Genomic DNA, 23340 nt, shown 5'->3' with positions numbered 1-23340 from the left:
AACACCGCTCAATCCAGTTTACAACCGGATTTGTGGGTAATCCTCAGGCCTTTAGGCCGGGGAAGGATAGCGCGGACGCCGTCGGCGTCCTTTCGGCGGCTAATGCGGCGTCTGTTGTTGCTCAATGTATTGGCGGATGATCTCGATGGGCGCACCGCCGCAACTCCCTGCGAAGTAAGACGGCGACCACAGCGCACCGCCCCATAGCTTCTTGCTGATGCTCGGGTAGTTCTTCTTTCGGATCATACGGCTGGATACCCCTTTCAAGCTGTTTACCAGTGCGGACACCGCGACCTTTGGCGGGTAGTTCACAAGAAGGTGAACGTGATCGTCCTCCCCATCGAACTCCACCAGTTCAGCTTCGAAATCTGCGCAAACGCCGGTAAATATGTCGCGCAGGTCCTCTGCCGAATGTCATTGTCGTCGCTCATAGGCCAAGAGTATGATTGGGCCATGCAGCGTCTTCAAGCCTTCAAATACGAATTGATGCCGAACGGCGAGCAGCAGCGCAACATGCGCCGTTATGTTGGATCGTGCCGGTTTGTCTATAACAAGGCGCTGGCGTTGCAGAAACAGCGTTACGATCAAGGCGAAAAGAAGCTCAGCTATGCCGGTCTGTGTAAGCAACTCACGGAGTGGCGCAACAGCACGGAAACAGCATGGCTGGCCGATGCACCAGTCCATCCTCTTCAACAGACGCTCAAGGACTTGGAGCGGGCCTACACAAATTTCTTCGCAAAACGGGCCGACTTCCCGCGTTTCAAGAAGAAGGGTCTGGGCGACAGTTTCCGCTATCCCGACCAGAAGCAAATCAAGCTTGATCAGACCAACTCGCGTATCTTTTTGCCCAAGCTGGGCTGGCTGCGATACAGGAACAGCCGCGACGTACTCGGTGAGGTACGCAATGCCTGCGTCAGCCTTTCGGGCGGCAAGTGGTTTGTTTCGATCCAGACTGAGCGGAAGGTCGAGCGACCTGTGCCGAAAGCCACCAGCGCCATCGGCATCGACATGGGCATCGCTCGCTTTGCCACCATGAGCGATGGCACTTTCCTCGCGCCGCTCAACAGCTTTAGGAAGCACGAAGCCAGACTGCGCCGTGCGCAGCGGGCGATGAGCCGCAAGACGAAATTCAGCAACAACTGGAAGAAGTCCAAGGCCCGAATCCAGCGTATCCACGCACGCATCGGTAACGCCCGCCTCGACTACCTGCACAAAGCCACGACCACGATCAGCGAAAATCAAGCGATGGTGTGTATCGAGGACCTGAAGGTACGGAACATGTCCAAGTCAGCGGCCGGTTCAAGCGGGCAACCGGGCAAGAACGTCAGGGCCAAGTCCGGCCTGAACAAGGCCATCCTCGATCAGGGTTGGTACGAGTTCGGGCGTCAACTGGAATACAAGCTAGCGTGGAATGGCGGCTGGCTAATAGCTGTGCCGCCACAGCACACCAGTCGCACGTGCCCTTGCTGCGGGCATGTATCTGCCGAGAACCGGCAGAGCCAGGCGAGCTTCGCCTGTGTGGCATGCGGCTATGCGAATCACGCCGACGTGGTCGGCGCGATCAACATTTTGGCGCGGGGGCACCGCGTTGCAGCCTGTGGAGAGTCGGCGTAGTCAAGCCGCTCTACGAAGCAGGAACCCACCGAAGTGACTACGTAGAGCATCACGTAGCGCCGTAGGAATCCTCGTCCTTTCCGCCGTAAGGCGGCAGCCGAAGGCTGAGGACGAGGAGGATGTCAACCCGGTGTGAGCGGCCGGATAGCGCTTAATGCAACCGGCCCCGCGCCACCAGCATCGTCAACGGCCGCGCCAGCAGCGTGCTGGCCAGCGCCATCAGCAACAGCCCGGAAAACGCCGCAGTGCTGATGATGCGCGCGTCCAGCAGCACGGTTAGCACCACCACCTCGACCAGGCCCTTGGTCTGCAGCAGCGTGCCCAGTGCCAGCGATTCGCGCCAGCCCATGCCGGCGCGGCGCGCGGGCAGCGCCACGCCGGCCATCTTGCCGGCGATCGCGATGGCCAGCGACAGCGCCGCGATCCACAGCGTCATCGGGTTGTCCAGCGAGATCTCGGTGCGCAGCCCGGCGGCCAGGAAGAAGAAGGGCAGCAGCACCACCACCGTGACCGGTTCAAGCTGCTGGCGCACACGCTGCGCCTCGCGTGCGGGCCATACCAGCCCGGCGACGAAGCCGCCCATAACATGGTGCAGCCCGGCCAGTTCGCCTAGGAATGCCGAGGCCAGCACCAGGAACAGCGCCGTCGCCAGCAGCAGCTCGGTCTCCGGCGCGCGGCGGCGCAGCAGCCATGCCAGGGCGGGGCGCACCGCCAGGAACATGAACGCCAGGTAGGCACCGGCGCGTGCCGCCACGGTGAGGGCGCTGGCGCCGTCCTGGCCGCCATGCTGCAGCAGCACCAGGGTCAGGAACAGCCACACCCAGGCATCGTTGACGGCCGCGCAGCGCAAGGCCAGCTGGCCCAGGCGGGTGCCGGTCAGGCGCATTTCGCGCAGCAGCGCACCCAGCACCGGCAGCGCCGTGACGGCGGTGCAGATGCCCATGGCGCAGGCAAACCAGTAGGGGCTGGCCAGTTCCCCGGCGACCGGCCAGCCGGCCGTGGTCATATACCAGCCGGCAGCGGCTCCCAGCGCGAACGGCGCGGCAATGCTGCCCAGCGAGATCTGCAGGGTCGCGCGCCAGTGCGCGGGCACGCTGTCTTCGCGCAGGTGCAGGCCGGTCAGGAAGCAGAACAGCGTCACCGCCAGCCACTGCAGGCCGGACAGCATCGGCAGGCGGTCGGGCCCGAACAGCGCGGTCCAGCCCTGCGGCGCCAGCTGCCCGAACACCGATGGCCCCAGCACGATGCCGGCCAGCACCTGCACGCCGACCAGCGGAAACACCGAGCGCAGGCCGGCACCACGCCACAGCAGATAGGGCAGCGCGACCACCAGCATCGCCTGCAGGAAGAAGATGCTGACGCCGTTCATCGGACCACGCTGGCGACGACGCGCTTCATCCGAACATCCCGCCGTTGACCGAGATCACCTGGCGCGTGATATAGCCGGCGTCGGGCGACATCAGGAAGGCCACGGTCGCGGCCACTTCGTCGGGCGTGCCGAGCCGCCGCGCCGGGATCATGCGCAGCGCCTCGTTGCGCACGTGCTGCTCGACCATGTCGGTGTCGATCAGGCCGGGCGCCACGCAGTTGACCGTGATGGCGCGTTTGGCAAGTTCGATCGCCAGCGCCTTGGTGGCGCCGATGATGCCGGCCTTGGCCGCGCTGTAGTTGGTCTGGCCGCGGTTGCCCACCAGGCCCGAGACCGACGAGAGCGTGACGATGCGCCCGGGCTGGCGCCGCTGCACCATCGGCATCACCACCGGGTTGAGCACGTTGTAGAAGGCGTCGAGGTTGGTATGCACCACCTCGTCCCATTCGGCGCCGCTCATGGCCGGGAAGGCCGCGTCGCGCGCCAGGCCGGCGTTGCATACCACGCCGTAGTAGCAGTCATGCGCGGCGATATCGGCCAGCAGCGCGGCGGCGGCTTCCTCGCGCCGGGCCACGTCGAAGCACAACACGCGGGCTTTGCGGCCGCAGGCGCGCACCGCGTCGGCGACGGAGTCGGCTTCGTCGCGGCGCGAGCGGCAATGCACCACCACGTCGTAGCCGTCGCGGGCCAGCCGCAGGGCGATGGCGCGACCGATGCCGCGCGACGAGCCCGTAACGAGCACGGTCGGATTGGTCATACCTGGTGTCCTTGAAAAAAGTCCTCTGCGGGCGCGGGCGCGGGCGCGAATGCGGAACGCATGCGGATGCGGCGCATCATACGCGGCAGAATTCTTCCAGCACCGCCAGCCGGCGGCGCGGCTCGGCCACGAAGGGGTTGCTGCGGTCCCACGCGTAGCCGGCCAGGATCGACGAGATCATGTCGCGGATCTCGGAGTTGGCATTGGGATGGAAGATCAGCTGCTGGAAGCGGCCTTCGTACCAGGCTTCGACAAACACGCGGAAGCAGTCCACGCCGGCCTTGAGCGGCTGGGCGAAGTCCTTGTCCCAGTCCACGGTGTCGCCGGCAAGCTGGCGCACCAGGCATTGCGCCGCCAGGCTGGCCGACTTGAAGGCGATGGTCACGCCGGACGAGAACACCGGGTCCAGGAACTCCCCGGCATTGCCGAGCAGCGCATAGCCGTTGCCCCACAACGACTTCACATTGGCCGAGTAGCCGGCGATCTGGCGCGCCGGGGTGTCCCACTGCGCGTTGCCGAGCAGCTTCGCCAGGCCGGGCTCCTCGGCCACCAGCGCCCGCAGCCGTTCGGTCTCGGTTCCGGTGTAGCGGTCCAGGAATGCTTTTTCGGCAACCACGCCCTGCGAGCAGCGGCCGTCCGAGAACGGGATGGTCCAGTACCAGACGTCCGGGTGTTGGGGATGCACGCTGATCAGGATCTTGTTGCGGTCGAAGGCGCCCGGCGCGATGCGGTCTTCCACGTGGGTGAAGAGCGCGCTGCGCACCGGGAAGCCCGACGGCGATTCCAGCTGCAGCAGGCGCGGCAGGATGCGGCCAAAGCCGGAGGCATCAAGCAGGAACTTTGCGCGCACCAGGTACCGGCTGCCGTCCGGCGCACGCACGGTCACCTCCGGCTGCGTGCCGCTGACGTCGACGTCCTCGACCAGGTGCGAGAAGCGCACCTCGGCACCCTGGCGCGCCGCTTCGCGGATCAGCACGTCGTCAAAGCGTGCGCGCTGCACCTGGTAGGTGGTGCCCCAGCCGGGCGAGAATTTCTCGCGGAAGTCGAAGGCGGTCTGCTGGTCGCCGCGCGAGAAGGCGGCGCCGTTCTTGTACTGGAAGCCCGCTTCCACCACCGCGCGCAGCATGCCTGCCTCTTCGATGTAGGCCATGCTCTGCGGCAGCAGGCTTTCGCCGATGGAAAAGCGCGGGAACGTCTCCTTCTCGATCACCAGCACCGGAATCCCATGCTTGCGCAGCAAGCCGGCCGCGACCGAGCCCGCGGGCCCTGCGCCGATGATGACGACATCCGTGGTTTCCGTTTTCATAAGGTTCGATTCTTCTCTTCTATTGCATGGGGAAGGCGGCGAGGGTCGGGAAAAGCGTCATCCTCACGCGGCAAACGCAAGAATATGACTGCAAATTGGCTCCCGTTGGCCGGCCTGCAACATATTGAAACCAATTCTCCCGGGCTGGATTATCGATGGGCCGCACAGAAAGCTTCAGGGGGCCAGCAAGCTACGCCAACTCGCGGCAAAATGTGGAACTGTGGTCACAGCCTGCCATTTCCGCCTGTGCCCTTTGCTTCTACCATCCCGACGCCATCCCACCCCATCCGAAGGAGCCACCATGCCTGCCACAACCATGCCCTACCGCCGCCTCGGCGCCAGCAACCTGCGTGTTTCGGCACTTTGCCTGGGCACCATGATGTTCGGCGACCAGACCGATGAGGCCGAAGCCGCCCGCATCGTCGCCAGCGCGCGCGACCACGGCGTGAACTTCATCGACACCGCCGACGTATACACCAAGGGCGCGTCGGAGCAGATGGTCGGGCGCCTGCTGACTGCCAACCGCCACGACTGGGTGCTTGCCACCAAGCTGGGCAACGCGATGCAGGCGGCGCCCAACCACGGGCACTATTCGCGGGTCTGGATCCTGCGCGCGGTGGAGGACAGCCTGCACCGGCTGGCGACGGACTACATCGACATTCTCTACCTGCACCGCGACTATCCCGGCACGAACCTGGAAGAGGCGGTGCGGGCAATGGGCGACCTGGTGCGCAGCGGCAAGATCCGCTACTGGGCGGTGTCGAACTTCCGCGGCTGGCGTATCGCGGAAATCGCACGCCTGTGCGGCGAGCTGGGCGTGCCGCGCCCGGTGGCGTGCCAGCCCTACTACAACCTGCTGAACCGGATGCCGGAGGTGGAGATCCTGCCGGCATGCGAGCACTACGGGCTGGGCGTGGTGCCCTACAGCCCGGTGGCGCGCGGCGTGCTGACCGGCAAGTACGCGCCCGGGCAGGCACCGGGCGAGGGGACGCGCGCCGGCCGTGCCGACCGCCGCATGATGGAAACCGAGTTCCGCGAAGAATCGCTGGTGATTGCACAGCAGCTCAAGGCTCATGCCGAAGGGCGCGGGCTGACGCCGGGCCAATTCGCCACGGCGTGGGTGCTGGCCAACCCGATCATCTCGTCGGTCATTGCCGGTCCGCGCACGCTGGCGCAGTTTGAGGACTATCTGGGCGCGCCCGGTGCCGTCATCACGCCCGCGGAAGAATCGATGGTCGACGCGCTGGTGTCGCCGGGCCATGCCTCGACGCACGGCTACAACGACCCGGGCTACCCGTTCGGGGGACGACCCGTGGCACGCGCGCAGGCAGCCTGATGACCGTTTCGGACAGGGGGCGCAATGTGGCGCAGGCGCTGCCTGGAGTGATGCCTGTATGCAACGGCACGATGCGCGTGCGCGCGCTTGCTGCAGGCTGCCTTTACTCCTACTAATATCAAGACAGGCGGCGCGCGGCGTGCGCGCGCCGCGAGAACATTGCGCTTCGAGCCGGTGCATGACAGCCCTTGCGCGCTGCATCGGCCCAACAGGGAAGCCCAAACGTGTCGCGTCGTGGCTGGATCTTCGCTGGCTTGGCGGTCGCCCTTGGTGGGGGCGCCTATGTCGTGTACAGCTTTGTCGCAAGCGAAGTGCGCAACTCGCACTTGCAGGCGCGGCTGATTGGCAGCCTGGGGCAGCGGCTGACATTCGAGATCCAGCCGGGTGCCAGCGACAGCATCCGTTTCCCGCATTCCGGCCCCTACGACGCCCGCATGGGCTACGGCCGCATGCCGCTGTTCGCGCAGCGGCTGGAGCAGCGCGGCTACGTGCCCGCCGAGCAGGCGCGCATGTCGCCCGACATGGTGCGGCTGATCGACGAAGGCCTGTTCACGCCCTACCGCGAGAAGAACCAGGCGGGCCTGCTGCTGCGCGACTGCAACGGGCTGACGCTGGCGTTCGAGCGTTATCCGCAGCGCCAGTACCCGGACTTCGGCGCGGTGCCGCCGCTGCTGATAAGCGCCTTGCTGTATGTCGAGAATCAGGGCCTGCTGAATCCGGAATACCCCAATATGAACCCGGCGCTGGACTGGCGCCGGCTGTCGCGCGCGGTGCTTGACCAGGTGATCCGGCTGGCCGACAAGTCGCATGACGCGCCCGGCGGCAGCACGCTGGCCACGCAGATCGAGAAATACCGGCACTCGCCCGAAGGCCGCACCGCGTCGATCCAGGAGAAATTCCGCCAGATGGCGTCGGCGTCGCTGCGCGCCTACCTGGACGGGCCCGACACCCAGCGTGCACGCGAGCGCATCGTGGTGGACTACCTGAACACCGTGCCGCTGTCGGCGCGCGAGGGCTTTGGCGAGATCAACGGCATCGGCGATGCGCTGTGGGTCTGGTACGGCGAGGATTTCGGCGAGGTCAACCGGCTGCTCAAGGACATGGACGTGCGCGCCCCTGAACCGCGCCAGGCGCAGGCCTTCAAGCGCGCGCTGTCGCTGATCATCTCGCAGCGCCGCCCGTCCTACCACCTGCGCCGCGACGATACCAACCTGGATGCGCTGACTGGCAGCTACCTGCGCCTGCTGGCGGCCAACAACATCATCACGCCCGAGCTGCGCGACGCGGCGCTGGCGCAGCCGCTGGACAAGGCCACGCCGCCGCAGCGCCCGCCGCAGGAGCCGTTTGTCACGCGCAAGGCCGTCAACCGCGTGCGCTCCGATATCACCCGGCTGACCGGGGTGGAGGGCCGCTACGACATGGACCGGCTCGACCTGACCGTGGACAGCACCATCAACCGCGAAGCGCAGCGCATCATCACCGAGACGCTGCAGCGCGTGAACAACAAGGCTGATGCGCGTGCCATGGGCCTGTACGGCCACAACCTGCTGCGCGACAACGACGACCCGTCGAAGCTGATGACCAGCTTCACGTTGTACGAGCGCGTGGGCAACGCCAGCGTGGTGCGCGTGCAGGCCGATAATATCGACCAGCCCTTCGATATCAACAGCGGCGCGCGCCTGAACCTGGGCTCCACGGCCAAGCTGCGCACGCTGGTGACCTACCTGGAGATCATCAGCGAACTGAACGCGCGCTACGCCGGCATGAGTCGCGACCAGCTGGCCGCCGTGCGTCTGGCGCGCCAGGATGCGCTTAGCCGCTGGGCGGTGGACTACCTGATGAAGGCGCGCAAGCCGGACGAGCGCGAGCTGATGCCGATGCTGGAGGCGGCGATGGAGCGCAAGTACTCCGGCAGTGCCGGCGAAGGCTTCTACACCGGCGGCGGCCTGCAGAGCTTCACCAATTTCGAGCGCTGGGAGGGTGAGCGCATCATGACCGTGCGCATGGGCTTCCAGCACTCGGTCAACCTGGTGTTCATCCGCATGATGCGCGACATCGTGCGCTATGAGATGTTCCATGCCAAGCCTGACATGGGCGACCTGTTCGAGGACCGCAACGCGCCCGGCCGGCGCGAGTACCTGGAACGCTTCGCCGACCAGGAAGGCAGCGCCTACATGACCGGTTTCTACCAGCGCTACCGCGGCAAGGATTCGGCGCAGCGCCTGGACACGCTGCTGGGCCGCGTGCGTATGACCATACCGCACCTGAATGCGGTGCGCATGTCGGTGACGTTGCTGAGTGCGCGGCCGACCCTGGATGAGGAAAGCTATGTGCGCATCATGCGCGCGCGCCTGGGCGACAAGCAGCTGGCCAAGGAAGACCTGCCGGCGCTGTACCGCAAGTACGGCAAGGACAAGTTCAACCTGAACGACCGTGGCTACCTGTCGCGGGTGCACCCGCTGGAGCTGTGGATGGTGGAGTACCTGGACCAGCACCCCAACGCCACGCTGTCGGAGATCCTGCGCGCCAGCACCGCCGAGCGCCAGGAAGTGTACAAGTGGCTGTTCAAGACGCACAGCAAGGCGGGCCAGGACAACCGCATCCGCACGCTGCTGGAGCAGGACGCCTTCGCGCACATTGCCCGGCGCTGGCAGCGGCTGGGCTATCCGTTCGATTCGCTGACGCCGTCCTATGCCAGCGCCATCGGCGCCTCGGGCGACCGCCCCGCCGCGCTGGCGGAACTGGCGGGCATCCTGATGTCAGGCGGGATGGCCACGCAGAACGCCGCGGTGTACAGCCTCGCCTTTGCCGATGGCACGCCCTATGCCACGCGCTACGTGCTGCAGCCGGCGCCGGGCAAGCGCCTGCTGCCGGAAGAAGTGACCGCGGTGGTGCGGCGCTCGATGATCGATGTGGTGGAAGGCGGCACCGCCAGGTCGATCCGGGGTGCCTTCACCATGCCGGGCCGCGATGGCACCACGCTGACGGTGGCGGGCAAGACCGGCACCGGCGATCAGCGGTTCCAGGTCTACGGGCCGGGCGGGCGGCTGATTTCATCGCGCTCGGTCAACCGCTCGGCGACCTTCGTGTTTACGCTCGGCGACCGCTTCTTCGGCACCGTGGTGGTCAATGCCAGGGAACCCTACGCGGCGCGCTACAGCTATACAAGCGCGCTGGCGGTCAGGGTGCTGCGCGCCATCGCGCCGCAGATCTCGGCGATGGCGCCAGGCGGCGACCGCGCACTGCTGCGTTGCCGCGATACGTCCCCAGGGCTGCGCGCCCCGCGCACGCCGACACTGACCGAGGCGGTGCCCGGCGCGCCGCTGGCCCAAGCACAGGTTGTGCCCAGGGTGTCGCCCGCGCCGGCCAATCCTGCCAGCCCGGTGCGCGCACCGGACACGCCGGCGCTGGCCGATGCGCAGGACGCCGCTGGCGTGCGCCGCGCCAGTCAGCCCTTGCGCCGGACCATGCCGTAGATCACCAGCAGCACGATCGCGCCAATCACTGACGCGATCCAGCCGGCCGGCTGGCCCGGCTGGTACCAGCCCAGGGCGCGGCCGACGTAGCCGGCAGCCAGTGAGCCCAGCACGCCCAGGACGATGGTCATGATCCAGCCCATCTTGTCGTCGCCGGGTTTGACCGCCCTGGCGATCAGGCCGACGATAAGGCCAACGAACACGGTGCCGATGAATGCCATCATGATGCGCTCTCCCGGTAGTGGTCTGAGTCCATGCCGGCCGCATGGGGCGGCCGGCTGCGCTTCATGATACACGCAGCACTCGGGTGCGTATGACGCTCAAGTGACAAGCGGCGGCGCTGCTGTCAGGCCTGCGCCAGCCGGAACTGGCCGACCGCGTGATGCAGCGCATCCGCCTGGTCTTCCAGCGAGGCCGCGGCGGCCGCGGCTTCTTCCACCAGCGCGGCGTTCTGCTGCGCCATCTGGTCCATCTGCGACACCGCCTGGTTGACCTGCTCGATGCCGCCGGTCTGCTCCTCGGTGGCCGCGCGCATCTCGGCCATCAGGTCGGTCACGCGCTTGACCGCGCCGACGATCTCGTCCATCGCCTTGCCCGCGCTTTCCACGAGCACCGCGCCGTCGTCGACGCGCTGCGCTGAGTTGCCGATCAGCGCCTTGATCTCCTTGGCGGCGGTGGCGCTGCGCTGCGCCAGCGTGCGCACCTCGCCGGCCACCACCGCGAAGCCGCGGCCCTGGTCGCCGGCACGCGCCGCTTCCACGGCCGCATTGAGCGCGAGGATGTTGGTCTGGAAGGCAATGCCCTCGATCACGCCGATGATGTCAACCACCTTGCCCGAGGCGTTCTTGATCTCGCCCATGGTGTCCACCACCTGGCTGACGATGGTGCCGCCGCGCACCGCAATGTCCGACGCGCCTTCGGCCAGGTGGCTGGCCTGGCGCGCGTTCTCGGCGCTCTGGCGCACGGTGCTGGTGAGCTGCTCCATGCTGGCGGCGGTTTCCTGCAGCGACGCGGCCTGTTCTTCGCTGCGGCGCGACAGGTCGGCGTTGCCCGCGGCGATCTGCTTGGCCGCGCCCGCGATCGAATCGGCCGAGCCGCGGATGCTGCCGATCGCGCCGGTCAGGCGCGCCTGCATGCGCTGCATCGCATAGAGGACGCTGTGCTCGTCGCCGGGGCGCACCTCGACCTGGCTGCCGAGGTCGCCTTCGGCAATGCGGCCGGCGATGTGCGCCGTGATGGCGGGCTCGCCGCCCAACTGGCGCTGCAGGCTGGCCGCCACGCGCACCATCACCAGCGACATCAGCAAGCCAACTCCCAGCAGGATGCCAAACGCCTTCATCAGCTCGGCGCGGAACGCCGCCTCGATGTCGTCCAGGTACAGGCCCGCGATGAAGTTCCAGTCCCACGGGCGGAAGTTGGCCACGTAGCTCAGCTTGGGCTGCGGCGCCTCGGCGCCGGGCTTGGGCCACAGGTATTCGATAAAGCCCTTGCCAGGCCCTTTGCCGATTTCGGCGATTTCGCGGAAGAGGTAGACGCCGTTGGGGTCCTTGGTGCCTTCCATGGCCTTGCCGTTCATCTCCGGCTTGAACGGGTGCATCAGCACCACGGTGTCCGAGCGCATCAGCGTGAAATAGCCATCGCTGCCGAAGCGCATCGCGCGCACGCGCTCGATGGCCTGATTCCTGGCCTCGTCCTGCGTCAGCTTGCCGGCCTTGGCCAGCGCCTCGTACTCGGCCACCACCGAGAACGCGGTGTCGGTGACGTGGGCCAGGTCCAGGCGCCGCTCTTCCATGCGTAACGTGCGGATCTGCCAGGCGTTCCACAGCGTGATGCCGAGCAGGCAGACCCAGCTCAGCACCAGCGGCAATAACAGCTTCTTCTTCAGGCTCAGGTTGTGCAGCATTGCTTCCACTCCTCCATTTTCCGCGCTCGGCGCGTTTCTCATCGGCGGCACGCCGGCGGCACCATGCATCGGTGGCGCCTGTCGCATGCGTGCGGGTCATCGCCTTAACGGCGGGGGAGGCAGCTAACTTGATTGGGGTAAATTCACCCCTTCGGGTGATATGGTTAATTGGTTGCATCGTGCCGACATGCTTGTACTTTGTACATCTCTTCCAGCGATTCAGATCGCCGACGACAAGTGATCCCGTCCCGCTGCTTTACGTTGTAATGCGCTGTAACCCAGCGCCCTCCCCGGATCGTTTGCGATTTCAAATGCGAACGATTATCCTTCTCTCTTCCGCACAGTCATTGTGCAGACAATGGCACACCTGAGCGCTATGTGATGCGCACAAGGGGCGCTCCAGCTATCCGTACACAGGGCAAGACCGGGCCGCCACTGGGCTGCGCCCGCCGACCAACCGCAATGACCGAAACCCAGCCGGCCTCCGGCCAGCAGCGCCGTGCCTTCTGGCTCAAGCATCTCCACCAGTGGCACTGGATCAGTTCCGCGATCTGCCTGATCGGGATGCTGCTGTTTGCCATCACCGGCTTCACGCTCAACCACGCCGCACAGATCGAGGCCAGGCCCGCGGTCGAGACCCGCCACGCCACCATGCCCACGCGCGTGCTCGACCAGGTGCGAGCCGAAGCGCCGGCGGGCGATGCCCAGGCGCGTGAAAAGAAGGCGCCGGTGCCGGCGGTGCTGGCCGACTGGCTGGCGCAGGCGCTGGACATCGACGCCAGCGGGCGCGAGGCCGAATGGTCCGCCGACGAGATCTACGTGGCGCTGCCGCGCCCGGGCGGCGACGCCTGGGTCAGCCTGGAACTCGACAGCGGCGAAGCCCAGTACGAGAAAACCACGCGCGGCGCCATCTCTTACCTGAACGACCTGCACAAGGGCCGCAACACCGGCGCTGCGTGGAGCCTGTTCCTGGATGTGTTCGCGCTGGCGTGCCTGGTCTTCAGCGTAACCGGCCTGTTCCTGCTCAAGCTGCATGCGGCCGGGCGCGTGGGGACCTGGCCGCTGGTGGGGCTGGGGCTGGTGGTGCCGGTGCTGCTGGCGATCCTGCTTATCCATTGAATCAACCGTTCCAACCGTTTTCCTTCCTGCATCTCACTGACGAGGTTTCTCCGATATGCGCCGACTGCTCTCCGTCACCCTGACCGGCATGGCCGCGGTTCCCCTGGCCGGCCCCGCGCTGGCCGCGGATCTCAGCGTCAAGGTCGACATCCCGCGCCTGACCGTGGCCGAGTACCACCGCCCCTACGTGGCGATGTGGGTCGAGCGCGCCGACCAGAGCCCGGTGCAGACCCTGGCGGTCTGGTACGACGGCAAGCTCAAGGACGGCGAAGGCACCAAGTGGCTCAAGGACATGCGCCAGTGGTGGCGCAAGGCCGGCCGCGACCTGCACATGCCGGCCGACGGCGTCTCCGGCGCCACGCGCGCGCCGGGCGAGCACAGCGTGAGCTTCAGCGACGGCAAGGCGCCGCTGGGCAAGCTGCCCGCGGGCAACTACCAGCTGGTGGTGGAAGCCGCGCGTGAAGTGGGCGGGCGCGAGCTGCTGCGCGTGCCGTTCACGTGGCCGCCGCAAGCCGCACAGACCGCCCGCGCCAAGGGCGAACACGAACTCGGCGGAGTGACCGTCGAACTGAAGCCGTAATCCTTCCGGAGCCAGACGATGAAACCTTCCCTTATTTCCGCCGCGTCTTCCCGCATGGCCACCCGCGTGGCCGTGCTCGCCCTGGCTGCCCTGGCCCCGCTGGCCGCGCACGCGCACCGCCAGTGGCTGCTGCCGTCGGCCACGGTGCTGTCCGGCAGCGATCCGTGGGTGACCGTGGATGCCGCAGTCTCCAACGACCTGTTCTACTTCGAGCACGTGCCGATGCGGCTCGACAACCTGCAGGTGACCGCGCCCGACGGCAGCGCCGTCAAGGCCGAGAACGCGGCCACCGGCAAGTACCGCAGCACCTTCGACCTGCACCTGACTCAGCCCGGCACGTACCGCGTGGCGGTGGTCAACAACGGCCTGTTCGCCAGCTACAAGGTCGACGGCCAGGCCAAGCGCTGGCGTGGCACCGCCGAGAACTTCGCCAGGGAAGTCCCGGCCAATGCGCAGGACCTGCAGGTCACCCAGGCCGAAGGCCGCATCGAATCCTTCGTCACCGCCGGCAAGCCCAGCGACAAGGGCCTGCGCACCGTCGGCCGCGGCCTGGAACTGGCGCCGATCACGCACCCGAACGACCTGGTCGCGGGCGACACCGCCAGCTTCCGCCTGCTGCTCGACGGCAAGCCCGCCAGCAACCTGAAGGTCTCGGTGGTGCCGGGCGGCATCCGTTACCGCGACCAGCTGCAGGAGTTCAGCGCCACCACCGACGCCGACGGCAAGTTCAGCGTCAAGTGGCCGGCCGCCGGCATGTACTGGATGGAAGCGGAGGTGAAGGACGACAAGACCACCTTCAAGCAGGCCAGGTCGCGCCGCGCCGTCTATGCGGTGACGGTGGAAGTGCTGCCGCAATAAGCCGGATGCCGGGTTTGAACCGCGTCCTGGTCCCCGTTGCGCTGACCGCGCCGCCGCAGCCGCCCGCCGCCGACACGCGGCTGCAGCGCTGGGGCGGCGTGACCATGGGCACGACCTGGTCGGTGGCGGCGCTGCTGCCGCCCGCGGCGGATGCTCACGGCATCGCCGCCGGCATCCAGGCCGTGCTCGATGGCGTGATCACGCAGATGAGCAACTGGGAAGCGGATTCCGACCTGAGTCGCTTCAACCGCGCGGCGCCGGGCAACTGGCACGCGCTGCCGGATGATTGCTTCGCGGTGCTGCAATGCGCGCTGCAGGTGGCGCGCGACAGCGGCGGCGCCTATGATCCGAGCGCCGGCCCGCTGGTGGACCTGTGGGGCTTCGGCCCCGCCCCGGCGCGCAGCGCGCCACCGTCGCCAGACGCGGTGCAGGCCACGCGCAGCCGCTGCGGCTGGGCCCGCATCGAAGTCGATGCGGCGGGCCGGCGCGCCCGGCAGCCAGGCGGCCTGTCGCTGGACTTCTGCGCCATCGCCAAGGGCTTTGCCGTCGACGCGGTAGCGCGCTACCTGTGTGAACAGGGCCTGGACCACCACCTGACTGAGATCGGCGGCGAACTGCGCGGCCATGGCGTCAAGCCCGACGTCATGCCGTGGTGGGTCGCGCTGGAATCACCACCCGGCCTGGACAGCGATGCCGCGGGGCAGACGCGGGTGGCGCTGCACGGCCTGTCCGTCGCCACCTCCGGCGACTATCGCCGCTATTTCGACAGTGACGGTCGCCGCTACGCCCATACCATCGATCCGCGCACCGGCTATCCGGCCAGCCACGCGCTGGCCTCGGTCACGGTCATCCATGGGCAGTGCATGCTGGCCGATGCGCTGTCCACCGCGCTGACCGTGCTGGGCCCGGAGGCCGGCATGGCGCACGCGCGCCGCCACGGCATTGCTGCGCGTTTCCTGGTGCGCACGCCGGACGGCTTCGACGAACATCTGTCGCCGGCCTTTGCCGCGATGCTGGCATGAGCGCGAAGGCCATGCCGTCCGCCATCGCTGGCGCAAGCTGGCTTGCCGTTGCCGGCGGCGTCGCGCTGTCCGTGCTGGGGCCGTCGCGCATGGCCATGGCGGCCGGCGTGGTGGCAGCCTATGCGGGCTTCTGCAGCGCGGTGCTTGCACACCATCGCCAGCGGCGCGCGCGCGTGGCGGCACTGGGTGGTACGGAAGCGGGTGCGACGCTGGTTGCCTATGCCTCGCAGACCGGGTTTGCCGAACAGCTGGCGCTGCAGACCGCCACCGCGCTGCAGGGCGCGGGCGTGCCGGTGCAACTGCTGTCGCTGGCCGATGTCGATGCGCGGCGCCTGCAGACATGCCGTCAGGCGCTGTTCCTGGTCAGCACCACCGGCGAGGGCGACGCCCCCGACAGCGCGTCCGGCTTTGCGCGCCGCTTGCTGGCTGGCGCGGATGGCCTGCAGTCCTTGCGCTACGGCATCCTCGCGCTCGGCGACAGCAGCTACGCGCGCTTCTGCGCCTTCGGCCACGCGCTCGACGGCTGGCTGCAGCGCCACCGTGCGCAGCCGCTGTTTGACCTGGTCGAAGTCGACAACGGCGACGCCGGCGCCCTGCGCCACTGGCAGAACCACCTGTCGGCCCTGAGCGGCGGCGCCGAGATTGCCGACTGGGAACGCCCGCGCTATGACAGCTGGCGGCTCGTGCAACGCCACCATCTGAACCCCGGCAGCCAGGGCGCGCCGGCGTTCCACCTGTCGCTGGCGCCGCAGGGCGATGCGGCAATGGACTGGCAAGCCGGCGACATCGCCGAGATCGGCCCGTGCCACGCGCCGGCCGAGGTTGAACGGCTGCTGGCGCGGCTTGGCCTGGACGGCGCCACGCCCGTGCGCTGCGATGGCCGCGACACCACCCTGGTCGAGGCCGTGGCCACGCGCATGCCATTGCCCGAACCGCACTTCGCGGCGATGCAGGGCCTGCCGCCGCAGCAACTGGTGGACACGCTGCCGCCGCTGCCGCACCGCGAGTATTCGATCGCCTCGCTGCCGCAGGACGGGCACCTCGAACTGCTGGTGCGGCAGACCCGCTACGGCGACGGCCGCCTCGGCCTGGCCTCCGGCTGGCTGACCGAGCACGCGGCCGTGGGCGCCCGCATCGCGCTGCGCATCCGTACCAACCGCAGCTTCCACCCGCCGGCCGATGACCGGCCCCTGATCGTGGTCGGCAATGGCACCGGGCTGGCCGGCCTGCGCGCCCAGCTCAAGGCCCGCGCCGCGGCCGGGCAGCGCCGCAACTGGCTGCTGTTCGGCGAGCGCTCGGCGCAGCATGACGCGTTCTTTGCCGGGGAACTGGCCGCATGGCAGGCCGACGGCACGCTGCGGCGCGTGGACCATGCCTGGTCGCGCGACGGCGGCGCGCCGCGCTACGTGCAGGACGCCCTGCGCGCACAGGGCGAGACGGTACGCCAATGGGTGGCGGACGGCGCGGCCGTCTACGTCTGCGGCAGCCTGCAGGGCATGGCCGGCGGCGTCCATGACGCACTGGCGGGGATCCTCGGCGAAGACGCGCTGCGCCGGCTTGCCGACGACGGCCGCTACCGGCGCGACGTCTACTGAGCGAACCCGCAGCGACACGCGCCGTGCGGAGATCGGCCGTATGGCTCGCGCGCTGGGCGGGGATGCACTATCTTCCGTGTGAACTGCAAGACATCTGCAGCCAATCACAACACCGAGGAGACCTGATGTTACGCACCCCCCGCCGCCTGATCGCTGCGCTGGCCCTGCTCGCCACTACCATCCCGGCCGCCATGGCCGAAGTCCCCGCCCGCAACAACCTGCTTGCCGTGCCCGGCCTGGAGAAGCCCGCCAGCGTGCTGGTCGACCGCTGGGGCGTGCCGCATATCTATGCCGGCACGCTCTACGACGCCTTCTTCGTCCAGGGCTTCATGGCCGCGCGCGACCGCCTGTGGCAGATCGACCTGTGGCGCAAGCGCGGACTTGGCGAGATGGCCAGGGATTTCGGCCCGGCCTATGCCGATGGCGACCGCATGGCGCGCGCGGTGCTGTTCCGCGGCGACATGTACCGCGAATGGCTGGCGTATGGCTCCGACGCCAAGCGCGTGGCCGAGGCCTTCGTGGCCGGGGTGAACGCCTATGTGGCGCTGACCGAGCAGAGGCCCGAGCTGCTGCCGCCCGAATTCCGCAAGCTCAACTACAAGCCTGCGCGCTGGCAGGCCGAAGACATCGTGCGCATCCGCCACCACGGCCTGACGCTCAACTTCACCGGCGAAGTCGAACGCGCCCAGCTCTATTGCCAGGCCAAACAGGACGCCCCGCGTGCCGACTGGCTGCGCCGCGAACTCGACCCGCAGATCGAGCCCAGGCTCAGTCCCGGCATCGACCCCTGCACGGTTCCCGCCGCCGAACTGCGCCGCGCCTACGAACTGGCCACCGCCGCAGCGCGCTTCCCGAAAGAGGCGTGGGGCAATGCGCAGGCCGCCAGCATCCCGCTCGACCAGCTCTACGCACTGGTGGACCCCAACAGCGACACCGGCCGCAGCCTCGGGTCGAACAACTGGGTCATCGGCGGCAAGCGCACCACCACCGGCCGCCCGATCCTGGCCAACGACCCGCACCGCTCGCACGGCGCGCCCAGCCTGCGCTATATCAGCCACCTGAACGCGCCGGGAATGTCGGTAATCGGCGCGGGCGAGCCGTTCCTGCCCGGCATCTCGATCGGGCACAACGGCACCATCGCCTTCGGCCTGACGCGCTTCTACATGGACCAGGAGGACCTGTACGGCTACGAGCTCAATCCGGCCAACCCGCATGAGTACAAGTACAAGGGCCGCTGGGAACCGATGGAGACCATCACCGAAGAGATCGTGGTCAAGGGCGAGTCCACCCCGCGCAAAGTCACCATCGACTTCACGCGCCACGGCCCGGTGCTGGTCGCCGATGCCGGCCGCGCACAGGCCTGGGCGCTGCGCGCCGCGTGGCTCGACTACGGCATGGCGCCGTACTTCGGCTCGATGGACTATATGCGCGCGCGCAACTGGGACCAATTCCGCGCCGCCATGAACCGCTGGGGCGCGCCCGGCGAAAACCAGGTCTATGCCGACACCAGCGGCAACATCGGCTGGATCCCGGGAGGGCTGACCGTCAAGCGGCCCAACTGGGACGGCCTCACGCCGGTGGCGGGCGATGGCCGCTACGAGTGGGCCGGCTACCGCAACATGGACGAGCTGCCGTGGGCCTTCAATCCCGCGCCAGGCTATATCGTCACCGCCAACGAGAACAACATCCCGCCCGAGCACCCCGCCGCGAAACTTGGCGTGGGCTACGAATGGAGCGACAGCTCGCGCGCGCGCCGGCTCAAGGCTCTGGTGGGAGCCAATGCGCGCAGCTCGGTGCAGGACTCGATGGCGTGGCAGAACGACACCGTGTCGCTGCCGGCGCAGCGCGCGGTCGCGATGCTGCAGGATGTGCGCAGCGATGACCCGCAACTGGCCCGCGGCCTGGACCTGCTGCGCAACTGGGACGGCAACGAGCGCGCGGACAGCGCCGCCGCGGCACTGTTCGAGGTCTGGTTTAGCAAGCACCTGCGCCAGGCCGTGGTGCGCGCCGCGCTGCCGCCAGAAGCCGCGCGGCTGGTGGGCGCGGGCGATGCCGCGCGCGTGCTGGCGGTGCGGGAGCAGCCCGGGCCGCGGATGCCGGTGGAGCGGCGCAATGCGGTGATGCTGGAATCGCTGAAAGCCGCCATGGCCGAACTCGAAGCCAAGCTCGGCCCCGATCCGCGCGCATGGCAATGGGGCAAGCTCCACACCGCCGTGTTCACGCATCCGATGGACCCGATCCTGAGCGACGCGGAACGCCAGCAGTTCAACGTCAACGCCGGCCCGATCGGCGGCTCGGCCTTCACGCCGATGAACACCAGCTACCGCAACACGGACTTCCGCCTGACCGCCGGCGCGTCGTTCCGCATGGTGCTGGACGTGGGCAACTGGGATGCCTCGCGCGTGGTCAACACGCCGGGGCAGTCAGGGAATCCGGCCAGCCCGCATTACCGGGACCTGGCGCCGTTGTGGGCGAAGGGGGAGTATTTCCCGCTGGTGTATACGCGCAAGGCGGTGGAGAAGGCTAGCCGGGAACGGTTGGAGTTGGTGCCGCAGTGAGGGTGGGGAACTCATGCGTCTGAAGTAGCCATGAAGCCTGGCAGCGCACCCCTCTCCCGCAAGCGGGCGAGGGGTGCAAGCCGGCGGGAACCGAGAGGCGGCAGCGGACGCGGCGCTTGCCGCTTTCTCTTACTTCAACATCTTCAACAACGCCTCCGCCACCGCATCAGACGATGCCGGATTCTGCCCCGTCACCAGTCGCCCTGCGACCACGACATAGCTGGCCCAGTCCTCGCCACGCGTGAACCGCCCGCCGTTGGCCTTGAGCATGTCCTCCACCAGGAAGGGCACCACCTTGGTCAGCTGCACGGCTTCTTCCTCACTGTTGGTGAAGCCGGTCACCTCCTTGCCCTTGACCAGCGGTTCCCCGTCCGCGCTCTTGGTATGGCGGAACACCGCCGGTGCGTGGCATACCGCTCCCACCGGCTTGCCGGCGCGGTCGAACTGCTCGATCAGCGCGACCGAGCGGTTGTCTTCGGCCAGATCCCACAGCGGGCCGTGGCCGCCCGGATAGAAGATGGCGTCGAAGTCTTCCGCCTTCACCTGGTCCAGCGTCAGCGTGCTGGCCAGCGCAGCCTTGGCGGCCGGGTCACTTTGGAAGCGCCGGGTGGCATCGGTCTGGGCGCCGGGATCGTCGCTTTTCGGGTCGATCGGCGGTTGGTCGCCCTTGGGCGAGGCCAGCGTGATGTCGGCGCCGGCGTCCTTGAAGACGTAGTAGGGCGCGGCGAATTCCTCCAGCCAGAAGCCGGTCTTGTGGCCGGTATTGCCCAACTGGTCGTGGGAGGTCAGCACCATCAGGATGTTCATTGTTCCGCTCCATGTCGGTTCACAAGCAGCCGGGCTGAAATGCCGCGGCACTGGCAACATCCTAGGCAGCGGACTATGATTCGAAAACTTCTATTATTCGATCTCTGCTATCCAAAAAATGAATATCGGCAGCAAGGACCTTAACCTGCTGTACGTGTTCCACGTGCTGTATCAGGAGGGCAATGCCTCGCGCGCGGCCGCGCGTATGGCGCTGAGCCAGCCGGCGCTGAGCCACAAGCTCAACCGCCTGCGCGACGAGCTGGGCGATCCGCTGTTCGTGCGTGCGCCGCGTGGCCTGACGCCTACGCCGCGCGCGCATGCGCTGGCGCCGCAGGTGCAGCGGCTGGTCGGGGACCTCGACGCGTTCTATGACGCCTGTGCCGGCCACGATTACCTGGCGCGCAGCGAGCACCTGCATATCTACACCACCGACTACATGGAGCAGCTGCTGCTGCCCGCCCTGCTGCCGCGGCTGCGCAGCCAGGCGCCGGGCGTGGTGCTGGTCACGCACAACACGCGCGGCGAGCTGCCGCGCGAGGAACTGGAGAAGGGCACCTGCGACCTGGCGATCGCGGGCTTCTATGAGAACCTGCCTGATACCTTCCATCAGCAGCGGCTATGCAGCGAGGACTTCGTGGTGCTGGCCTCGCGCGCCAATCCGCGCATCGCCGACGGCCTCGATCTCGACGCCTTCCTGGCGTGCGAGCACCTGCTGACCACGCTGACCGGCGACCTCAACGGCGTGGTCGACCGCGCGCTGGCCCGGCAGGGGCACAAGCGCACAGTAGTGGCGGGGTTGTCGAGCTTCCTTGCCCCGAGCCGGCTGGTGCGCGGCACGGAACTGCTGCTGACCTGCCTGCGCTCGGTCGCGGAAGAGGCGGTGGCGCGCGATCGTGAACTGGTGCTGCTGCCGGTGCCGTTCGCACTGCCCCAGGTCGACATGATGCAGATCTGGCACGCGCGCACCGATGCTGACCGGCTGCGGCGCTGGCTGCGCCAGCAGATCCAGGAGGTGGCTAGCGGCATCAGCGCGGCCGAGCCGGCCGCGCGCAAGCCCCGCGTCAGGCGCGGTTGACCACCGGCAGCAGCGCGCCTTGCACGGCGCGAGCCGCATCCGAGGCCAGGAACAGGATCACATCGGCCAGCGCGTCCAGGCTGACCCAGCGCGTGGCATCGGCATCCGGCATGGCCTGGCGGTTCTCCGGCGTATCCAGCACGCTGGGCAGCACCGCGTTGACGCGGATGCCCTGGTCGCGCAGCTCTGCCGACATCGATTCAGTCACGCGCGCCAGCGCGTCCTTCGAGGCGCAATAGGCGCTCATCTGCGCCAGCCCGCGCGCCGCCGAGTTGGCGCCCACGTTGACGATGGCGCCGCCGCCGGCGGCCAGCATGTGTGGCACCACCGCGCGCGCCATGTTCAGCACCGTGCCCACGTTCATGTCGAACAGGTGGTTCCAGGCGTCGGCGCTGGTTTCATGCACGCTTGGGCCCATGGCGAAGCCGCCGGCCAGGTTGCACACCACGTCGATGCGCCCGCCGGCCTGAACCGCTTGCGCGACGGCCTCGCTCAGTTGGGCGGCATCAAGCAGGTCCGCCTGCAGCGCCAGGTGGCCCGTGCCCGCTTCGGGCAGCGGCGCCACATGCCGGTCCAGCAGCACCACGCGCGCGCCTGCCTGCGCAAAGGCCTGCGCCACGGCGCGGCCCAGGTTGCCGTGTGCGCCGGTGATCAATACGTTCTTGTCGTTGAAGTTCATTGCGTGCTCCTGCGCCGTCGTGGCGCGCATGGTCGGGGTCAGCATCGCCCGGGGCCGGCTTTTGCCATCGTGGGCCGGGGCGAAAAACGCAAGCCAGTCTACGCACCGCTCCCCAACATTTCCTTGCGAAATTGCCTCGGGCTAACCCTTGAACGGCACAGGAAGTTGCGCGCCGGGTCGGCGTCATTGCCGATTGCGCCGTGGCTTGCGCACTGGCGCGGTGTCCGCGGGGGCGGCCGCCGCTTCCGCTGCCGCGGTCTGTTCAAGGAAGGCCACCAGCAGCCGCGCCGCCGGTGACAGCAGTTCCAGGTCGCGGAAGCAGATGGCAAAGCGCCGCCGCGCCCAGTCGTTGCGCAGCGGGATCACGCGCAGGCCGAAGGTGGGCGCGATCGGCGCGGCGATCTCGGCCGGGATGATGGTGATGCCCAGGTTGGCCCGCACACAGCGCAGCGCAGCGTCGAAGGTCGAGACCACCGCGCGGTAGGCAATGCCGCGCCCGAGGATGGCCGCATAGCGCGTCAGCATGGTCTGCACCGCGGTCTGGGCGGGCATGCCGATATGGTCGCAGTCCAGCGTGTCCTCGAAGCGGCAGTCGGCGGCCTGCGCCAGCGGATGCGAGGCATGTACCACTGCCGCGAGGTGGTCGGTGCGGTAGGGCCGGGTCTGGAAGCCTTCCAGGTCGGCCGCGTCCCAGCAGATCCCCAGCGGCGCCGAGCCCTCGCGCAGCGCGCGCACCACGTCGCTGCTCAGGCTTTCCTCGATGGTCACGCGCACGTCGCGGTTGACCGGTTGCTGCAGGAAGGCGGCAATATCGTCCGGCAGCGATTCGGCCATCGACGACACCGTGGCCAGCAGCCGCACCTGCCCGCGGATGCCGGCGCCGTAGTCGGCCATGTCCCGCGCGACGCGGTCCGCCGCCGCCAGCATGGCGCGCGCATGCGCCAGCACCATCTCGCCCGCGGGCGTCGGGATCACGCCGCGGCGGCGGCGTTCCAGCAGGGTTGCGCCCACGGTCTCCTCCAGTTGCGCCAACCGCTTGCTGATGGCGGATGCCACGATGTGCTCCTGCTCGCCCGCGCGCGCCATGTTGCGGGTTTCGCAGACGGCGATGAACAGGCGCAGGGTGGTGAGGTCGAGGTCTCGCATGGCTGTGAGGGAATGCGGGTTTCCGGAATGGAATGGTAAGCCCTCTTTGGTTGCCGGTAATCATGCATCCGGGAATTCCTGGATGTCGCTGTGCGGCGCCAGGCAGACATTCCGGTTCGGAATGTTGTCGTGCATAAATC

General features: G+C 68.0%; 18 protein-coding genes and 1 pseudogene. 10 read left to right on the top strand and 9 right to left on the bottom strand.

Annotated features, from left to right (window positions below; genetic code table 11):
• Positions 1–99: 99 nt before the first annotated feature.
• Positions 100–399 (bottom strand): annotated as a pseudogene (gene tnpA, locus CNE_RS29840) (IS200/IS605 family transposase); the annotation flags it as partial.
• A gap of 54 nt (positions 400–453) precedes the next feature.
• On the opposite strand from tnpA, the gene CNE_RS29835 reads away from it, so the two are divergent.
• Entirely contained in the window at positions 454–1614 is a 1161-nt protein-coding gene (locus CNE_RS29835; RefSeq protein WP_049800690.1) for an RNA-guided endonuclease InsQ/TnpB family protein, read from the top strand.
• 151 nt (positions 1615–1765) lie between these two features.
• On the opposite strand, the gene CNE_RS29830 is transcribed toward CNE_RS29835, so the two are convergent.
• From CNE_RS29830 to CNE_RS29820, 3 genes are all read right to left on the bottom strand, one after another.
• Positions 1766–2983, bottom strand: a complete 1218-nt coding sequence (locus tag CNE_RS29830) for a cation:proton antiporter (RefSeq protein WP_013954027.1) — start codon at positions 2981–2983, stop codon at positions 1766–1768.
• Positions 2984–3008: 25 nt separating this feature from the next.
• Positions 3009–3740 carry a 3-oxoacyl-ACP reductase FabG gene (gene fabG / locus CNE_RS29825; RefSeq protein ID WP_013954026.1) on the bottom strand — a complete coding sequence of 244 codons (732 nt, stop codon included), beginning with the start codon at positions 3738–3740 and terminating at the stop codon, positions 3009–3011.
• 76 nt (positions 3741–3816) lie between these two features.
• Positions 3817–5046: an NAD(P)/FAD-dependent oxidoreductase gene (locus tag CNE_RS29820; protein WP_013954025.1), complete on the bottom strand. Its 1230-nt coding sequence runs from the start codon at positions 5044–5046 to the stop codon at positions 3817–3819.
• A 301-nt stretch (positions 5047–5347) separates the two neighbouring features.
• Between CNE_RS29820 and CNE_RS29815 the strand changes: the two genes are divergently transcribed.
• Positions 5348–6382 carry an aldo/keto reductase gene (locus tag CNE_RS29815; RefSeq protein ID WP_013954024.1) on the top strand — a complete coding sequence of 345 codons (1035 nt, stop codon included), beginning with the start codon at positions 5348–5350 and terminating at the stop codon, positions 6380–6382.
• Between the two features lie 224 nt (positions 6383–6606).
• Positions 6607–9858 carry a transglycosylase domain-containing protein gene (locus CNE_RS29810; protein WP_013954023.1) on the top strand — a complete coding sequence of 1084 codons (3252 nt, stop codon included), beginning with the start codon at positions 6607–6609 and terminating at the stop codon, positions 9856–9858.
• Here the strand turns inward: CNE_RS29810 and CNE_RS29805 are convergent.
• The gene (locus CNE_RS29805; RefSeq protein ID WP_013954022.1) at positions 9831–10082 is read right to left on the bottom strand and encodes a GlsB/YeaQ/YmgE family stress response membrane protein; all 252 of its coding nucleotides are present in this window, start codon (positions 10080–10082) and stop codon (positions 9831–9833) included. The two genes, CNE_RS29810 and CNE_RS29805, sit on opposite strands and share 28 nt — an antisense overlap.
• 122 nt (positions 10083–10204) lie before the next feature.
• Positions 10205–11761, bottom strand: a complete 1557-nt coding sequence (locus CNE_RS29800) for a methyl-accepting chemotaxis protein (RefSeq protein WP_013954021.1) — start codon at positions 11759–11761, stop codon at positions 10205–10207.
• A 462-nt stretch (positions 11762–12223) separates the two neighbouring features.
• Here CNE_RS29800 and CNE_RS29795 point away from each other — a divergent pair, with 462 nt between their 5' ends.
• The 6 genes from CNE_RS29795 (at position 12224) to CNE_RS29770 (ending at position 19493) form a co-directional block, all read left to right on the top strand.
• Positions 12224–12880 carry a PepSY-associated TM helix domain-containing protein gene (locus CNE_RS29795; RefSeq protein WP_041228750.1) on the top strand — a complete coding sequence of 219 codons (657 nt, stop codon included), beginning with the start codon at positions 12224–12226 and terminating at the stop codon, positions 12878–12880.
• Between the two features lie 55 nt (positions 12881–12935).
• Positions 12936–13460 carry a DUF2271 domain-containing protein gene (locus CNE_RS29790; protein WP_013954019.1) on the top strand — a complete coding sequence of 175 codons (525 nt, stop codon included), beginning with the start codon at positions 12936–12938 and terminating at the stop codon, positions 13458–13460.
• An 18-nt stretch (positions 13461–13478) separates the two neighbouring features.
• Entirely contained in the window at positions 13479–14318 is an 840-nt protein-coding gene (locus CNE_RS29785) for a DUF4198 domain-containing protein (RefSeq protein ID WP_013954018.1), read from the top strand.
• A gap of 5 nt (positions 14319–14323) precedes the next feature.
• Positions 14324–15340, top strand: coding sequence for an FAD:protein FMN transferase (locus CNE_RS29780; protein ID WP_013954017.1), 1017 nt, complete (start codon positions 14324–14326; stop codon positions 15338–15340).
• Positions 15341–15351: 11 nt separating this feature from the next.
• Positions 15352–16935: a sulfite reductase subunit alpha gene (locus CNE_RS29775; RefSeq protein WP_013954016.1), complete on the top strand. Its 1584-nt coding sequence runs from the start codon at positions 15352–15354 to the stop codon at positions 16933–16935.
• A 125-nt stretch (positions 16936–17060) separates the two neighbouring features.
• Positions 17061–19493: a penicillin acylase family protein gene (locus CNE_RS29770; RefSeq protein WP_013954015.1), complete on the top strand. Its 2433-nt coding sequence runs from the start codon at positions 17061–17063 to the stop codon at positions 19491–19493.
• Between the two features lie 129 nt (positions 19494–19622).
• On the opposite strand, the gene CNE_RS29765 is transcribed toward CNE_RS29770, so the two are convergent.
• Complete coding sequence (locus CNE_RS29765; RefSeq protein WP_013954014.1) at positions 19623–20300, bottom strand: type 1 glutamine amidotransferase domain-containing protein; 678 nt, start codon at positions 20298–20300, stop codon at positions 19623–19625.
• 118 nt (positions 20301–20418) lie between these two features.
• Between CNE_RS29765 and CNE_RS29760 the strand changes: the two genes are divergently transcribed.
• Positions 20419–21375 (top strand): LysR family transcriptional regulator, encoded by a 957-nt coding sequence (locus CNE_RS29760; RefSeq protein ID WP_013954013.1) that lies wholly within the window; start codon positions 20419–20421, stop codon positions 21373–21375.
• Here CNE_RS29760 and CNE_RS29755 read toward each other — a convergent pair.
• Together CNE_RS29755 and CNE_RS29750 are read right to left on the bottom strand one after the other, a co-directional pair.
• Positions 21362–22054, bottom strand: coding sequence for an SDR family NAD(P)-dependent oxidoreductase (locus CNE_RS29755; RefSeq protein ID WP_013954012.1), 693 nt, complete (start codon positions 22052–22054; stop codon positions 21362–21364). The genes CNE_RS29760 and CNE_RS29755 overlap by 14 nt on opposite strands.
• A 183-nt stretch (positions 22055–22237) precedes the next feature.
• On the bottom strand, positions 22238–23200 hold the full coding sequence (locus CNE_RS29750) for a LysR family transcriptional regulator (RefSeq protein WP_013954011.1): 963 nt from the start codon (positions 23198–23200) through the stop codon (positions 22238–22240).
• Between the last annotated feature and the right edge of the window lie 140 nt (positions 23201–23340).

The sequence above is a fragment of the Cupriavidus necator N-1 genome, from assembly GCF_000219215.1.
Lineage (GTDB): Bacteria > Pseudomonadota > Gammaproteobacteria > Burkholderiales > Burkholderiaceae > Cupriavidus > Cupriavidus necator.
Note: the sequence above shows the minus strand (reverse complement) of the source record. Positions and strands in the feature narration are given on the sequence as shown.